This is a genomic window from Bacillus cereus group sp. RP29 (assembly GCF_040459765.1).
Taxonomy (GTDB): domain Bacteria; phylum Bacillota; class Bacilli; order Bacillales; family Bacillaceae_G; genus Bacillus_A; species Bacillus_A paranthracis.
The window spans coordinates 5350001-5355266 of record NZ_JARVHN010000001.1 but is presented as its reverse complement, the minus strand read 5'-3'; the positions used below and the strand labels follow the sequence as shown (position 1 = coordinate 5355266).

Here is a 5266-nt window from a genome sequence, read left to right as displayed (position 1 = left end):
AATCATTTGATGACAAAAATAACTTCTGGAAAATCAGAGTTTAATTTAAATGGTTTAGATTCTGCAGAATATCCATTGTTACCACAAATTGAAGAACATCATGTTTTTAAGATTCCAACGGATTTACTTAAACATATGATTAGACAAACTGTATTTGCAGTTTCCACTTCTGAAACAAGACCAATCTTGACAGGTGTAAACTGGAAGGTATATAACAGCGAACTAACTGGCATTGCTACAGATAGTCACAGACTAGCTCTTCGAAAAGCAAAAATTGAAGGCATTGCAGATGAGTTCCAAGCAAATGTTGTTATTCCAGGAAAAAGTTTAAATGAATTAAGCAAAATTCTAGATGAGTCTGAAGAAATGGTAGATATCGTTATTACGGAGTATCAAGTATTATTCCGTACAAAACATTTATTATTCTTCTCAAGATTGTTAGAAGGAAATTACCCTGATACAACTCGCTTAATTCCAGCGGAGAGCAAAACAGATATTTTTGTAAATACAAAAGAATTTTTACAAGCAATTGATCGTGCATCTCTTTTAGCAAGAGATGGTCGTAATAATGTTGTAAAATTATCAACTTTAGAGCAGGCAATGCTAGAAATTTCCTCGAATTCACCAGAAATCGGAAAAGTAGTAGAAGAAGTTCAATGTGAAAAAGTAGATGGAGAAGAGTTAAAAATATCTTTTAGTGCAAAATATATGATGGATGCACTAAAAGCATTAGATAGTACTGAAATTAAGATTAGCTTTACTGGAGCAATGAGACCATTCTTAATTCGTACAGTAAATGATGAATCCATTATTCAATTAATTTTACCGGTTCGTACTTACTAAGTAAGAAATAAGGGTTGCTAGTTTTCAGATGCTAGTAGCCCTTATTTGATTTTTGGGTATTACTTTCCTAATGCTAGTTTATTTAGTACAATGAAAGAATGAACACTTTCAGAAAGTGAGCGATTTTATGAAACGTATTAAAATTTCAACAGAGTATATTACACTAGGGCAATTTTTAAAGTTAGCCGATGTAATTGATACAGGTGGCGCTGTAAAATGGTTTTTACAAGAATATGAAGTGTACGTGAATCAAGAACTTGAAAATAGAAGAGGTCGCAAACTATATGCGAACGATATTATTGAAATTCCAGGAAGCGGAAGTTTCCAAGTTCAGTCATAAAGGGGGAGCCCTTTGTTTATTTCAGAAATACAATTAAAAAACTATCGCAATTATGAAAAGTTAGAGCTTTCCTTTGAAGATAAGGTAAATGTAATTATCGGCGAGAATGCGCAAGGGAAAACGAATTTGATGGAAGCTATTTATGTTTTAGCGATGGCGAAATCTCATAGAACCTCTAATGATCGCGAACTTATCCGTTGGGATGAAGATTTCGGTCAAATTAAAGGAAAGCTACAAAAGAGAAATAGTTCTTTGTCTTTGGAATTAAATATCTCGAAAAAAGGTAAAAAGGCAAAATTAAATCAACTTGAACAACAAAAATTGAGTCAATATATTGGCGTGATGAATGTTGTCATGTTTGCCCCAGAAGATTTAAATCTTGTAAAAGGAAGCCCTCAAGTAAGAAGACGCTTTTTAGATATGGAATTAGGCCAAATAGCTCCGGTCTATTTGTATGAATTGAGTCAATATCAAAAGGTGCTCACACAACGAAATCACTTGCTAAAAAAGATGCAAGGGAATAGTAAGAATGAGGAAACGATGTTGGATGTATTTACACTTCAACTTATTGAGCATGGTACAAAAATTTTGCAAAAACGCTTTGAATTTTTGCATTTACTACAAGAATGGGCAGCTCCAATTCATCGTGGTATAAGCCGTGGGTTAGAAGAATTAGAAATTGTCTATAAACCGAGTGTAGATGTATCAGAATCAATGGATTTGTCGAAAATAAAAGAAGTATACTATGAAAGTTTTCAATCCGTGAAACAACGTGAAATTTTCCGTGGTACGACTTTAATTGGTCCTCATCGTGATGATTTACAATTCTTCGTTAATAGTAAAAATGTTCAAGTCTTTGGTTCGCAAGGACAACAACGAACGACCGCACTGTCCCTAAAATTAGCTGAAATTGAATTGATTTACTCAGAAGTTAAAGAATATCCGATTCTTCTATTGGATGATGTATTATCAGAATTAGATGATTATCGTCAATCGCATCTGTTAAATACAATTCAAGGAAAAGTGCAAACATTTGTGACAACGACGAGTGTCGACGGAATTGAACACGAAACATTAAAAGAAGCGAAAACAATTCATGTAACGAACGGCACGGTAGATTGTGAAATAGATAGGGCGTAATCCCTGTTTAAATGGAAAAGTAGGTGATCTTTGTGTCAATGGAACAAAAGCAAATGCAAGAAAATTCATATGATGAAAGTCAAATACAGGTACTTGAAGGGCTAGAAGCAGTTCGAAAACGCCCTGGTATGTATATTGGATCTACAAGCGGAAAAGGACTTCACCATCTTGTATGGGAAATCGTCGATAATAGTATTGATGAAGCACTTGCAGGTTACTGTGATGAAATTAACGTTAGTATCGAAGAAGATAATAGTATTCGTGTAACGGATAATGGACGTGGTATTCCAGTTGGTATACAAGAAAAAATGGGACGTCCTGCTGTAGAGGTTATTATGACCGTTCTTCATGCTGGTGGTAAGTTTGGCGGCGGCGGTTATAAAGTTTCTGGTGGTTTGCATGGTGTTGGGGCATCTGTAGTAAATGCCCTATCAACAGAACTAGAGGTATTTGTACATCGTGAAGGTAAAATCCATTATCAAAAATACGAAAGAGGTATTCCGGTTGCGGATTTAAAAGTCATTGGTGACACAGACCAAACAGGAACGATAACTCGATTTAAACCAGATCCAGAAATTTTTCAGGAAACAACAGTATACGAATTTGATACGCTCGCAACTCGTATGCGTGAATTAGCATTTTTAAATCGTAATATTAAATTAACAATTGAAGATAAACGTGAACATAAGCAAAAGAAAGAATTCCATTATGAAGGTGGAATTAAATCATACGTCGAGCATTTAAATCGCTCAAAACAACCAATCCATGAAGAACCTGTATATGTAGAAGGATCAAAAGATGGTATTCAAGTTGAGGTTTCCTTACAGTATAACGAAGGATATACAAATAATATTTACTCATTTACGAATAACATTCATACGTATGAAGGTGGAACACATGAAGTAGGGTTTAAAACAGCTTTAACTCGTGTGATTAACGATTATGGACGTAAAAATAGTATTTTAAAAGATGCAGACAGTAACTTAACGGGTGAGGATGTTCGTGAAGGTTTAACTGCAATTGTATCAATTAAACATCCAAACCCACAATTTGAAGGACAAACGAAGACGAAACTTGGGAATAGTGAAGCAAGAACGATTACAGAGTCTGTGTTTTCAGAGGCATTTGAAAAGTTCTTACTAGAAAACCCGAATGTTGCACGAAAAATCGTAGAAAAAGGTACGATGGCAGCACGTGCACGTGTTGCAGCGAAAAAAGCACGTGAATTGACACGCCGCAAGAGTGCATTAGAAGTTTCAAGTTTACCTGGTAAATTAGCAGATTGCTCTTCGAAAGATCCAGCAATTAGTGAAATTTACATTGTAGAGGGTGACTCTGCCGGTGGATCAGCAAAACAAGGGCGTGATCGTCACTTCCAAGCGATTTTACCGCTAAAAGGTAAAATTATTAACGTTGAAAAAGCAAGATTGGATAAAATTTTATCTAACGATGAAGTGCGTACAATTATTACTGCAATTGGTACGAACATTGGCGGCGATTTTGATATTGAGAAAGCTCGTTATCATAAAGTTATTATTATGACGGATGCCGACGTAGATGGTGCGCATATTCGTACCCTATTATTAACGTTCTTCTATCGTTATATGCGTCAAATTATTGAACATGGTTATATCTATATTGCACAGCCACCGTTGTTTAAAATACAACAAGGTAAAAAAATTCAATATGCTTATAATGAGAAAGAGCTTGAAAAGATTTTAGCTGAATTACCAGCTCAACCTAAACCCGGGATCCAACGTTACAAAGGTTTAGGAGAAATGAATCCAGCTCAGCTTTGGGAAACGACAATGGACCCAGAAGTGCGTTCATTACTTCAAGTTTCCCTTCAAGATGCAATTGAAGCAGATGAAACATTTGAAATTTTAATGGGGGATAAAGTAGAGCCACGTCGTAACTTTATCCAAGAAAATGCAAAATACGTGAAAAACCTTGATATTTAAATGAGTAATGACAGGAATCTGAGTATTCCTGTCTTCTACATATAAATCAATGTATGTGTAACGGAAATGTAAGAGGAGGTGCTCGTTGATGTCAGACAATCAACAACAAGCACGAATTCGAGAAATTAATATTAGTCATGAAATGCGTACCTCATTTTTAGATTACGCAATGAGTGTTATCGTATCTCGTGCATTACCAGATGTTCGTGATGGATTAAAACCTGTGCATCGTAGGGTTTTATATGCGATGAATGATTTAGGAATTACGGCTGATAAAGCGTATAAGAAATCAGCACGTATTGTTGGTGAAGTAATTGGTAAGTATCACCCTCATGGTGATTCAGCTGTTTATGAAACAATGGTACGTATGGCGCAAGATTTCAGTCAACGTTATATGCTTGTTGATGGGCATGGTAACTTTGGATCTGTCGATGGAGATTCAGCAGCAGCAATGCGTTATACAGAAGCAAGAATGTCTAAGATTTCTATGGAGTTAATACGTGATATTTCAAAAAATACGATTGATTATCAAGATAACTATGATGGTTCTGAAAGAGAGCCAATTGTATTACCAGCGCGTTTTCCTAACTTACTAGTAAATGGTACGACAGGTATTGCAGTTGGTATGGCAACGAATATTCCGCCGCATCAACTTGGCGAAGTAATTGATGGTGTATTGGCATTAAGTCATAATCCTGATATTACTATTGCAGAATTAATGGAGTGCATTCCAGGACCAGATTTCCCGACGGCAGGTTTAATTTTAGGAAGAAGTGGTATTCGTAGAGCGTATGAAACAGGACGCGGTTCTATTATACTTCGTGCTAAAGTTGAAATTGAAGAGAAGTCAAATGGCAAACAATCTATTATCGTAACGGAACTACCTTATCAAGTAAATAAGGCGCGATTAATTGAAAAAATTGCAGAATTAGTTCGCGATAAGAAAATTGAAGGTATTACAGATTTACGTGATGAATCAGAT

Annotated in this window: 5 protein-coding genes (1 of these 5 only partly in view); all 5 read left to right on the top strand. The window is 35.6% G+C overall.

The features are described 5' to 3' along the window. Positions 1–843 (top strand): DNA polymerase III subunit beta (dnaN, locus tag QCI47_RS28270; protein ID WP_353811999.1); only part of this gene is annotated, 843 nt, incomplete at its 5' end. A gap of 127 nt (positions 844–970) precedes the next feature. Then, the gene (yaaA, locus tag QCI47_RS28265) at positions 971–1183 is read left to right on the top strand and encodes a S4 domain-containing protein YaaA (protein ID WP_000821367.1); all 213 of its coding nucleotides are present in this window, start codon (positions 971–973) and stop codon (positions 1181–1183) included. Positions 1184–1195: 12 nt separating this feature from the next. Beyond that, positions 1196–2323: a DNA replication/repair protein RecF gene (gene recF / locus QCI47_RS28260; RefSeq protein WP_000470750.1), complete on the top strand. Its 1128-nt coding sequence runs from the start codon at positions 1196–1198 to the stop codon at positions 2321–2323. A 38-nt stretch (positions 2324–2361) separates the two neighbouring features. Then, positions 2362–4284 (top strand): DNA topoisomerase (ATP-hydrolyzing) subunit B, encoded by a 1923-nt coding sequence (gene gyrB, locus QCI47_RS28255; protein WP_000435990.1) that lies wholly within the window; start codon positions 2362–2364, stop codon positions 4282–4284. Positions 4285–4372: 88 nt separating this feature from the next. Next, positions 4373–5266, top strand: the 5' end (the start) of a protein-coding gene (gene gyrA / locus QCI47_RS28250) for a DNA gyrase subunit A (RefSeq protein ID WP_001282850.1). 1578 nt of this gene lie beyond the right edge of the window; the window shows 894 of its 2472 coding nt (coding positions 1–894); the start codon lies at positions 4373–4375; the stop codon falls past the right edge of the window.

What these genes read in the sequence shown, in the direction of transcription:
- yaaA (WP_000821367.1), top strand. Translation starts at nt 971, where the DNA reads ATGAAACGTATTAAAATTTCAACAGAGTATATTACACTAGGGCAATTT.
- gyrB (WP_000435990.1), top strand. Translation starts at nt 2,362, where the DNA reads ATGGAACAAAAGCAAATGCAAGAAAATTCATATGATGAAAGTCAAATA.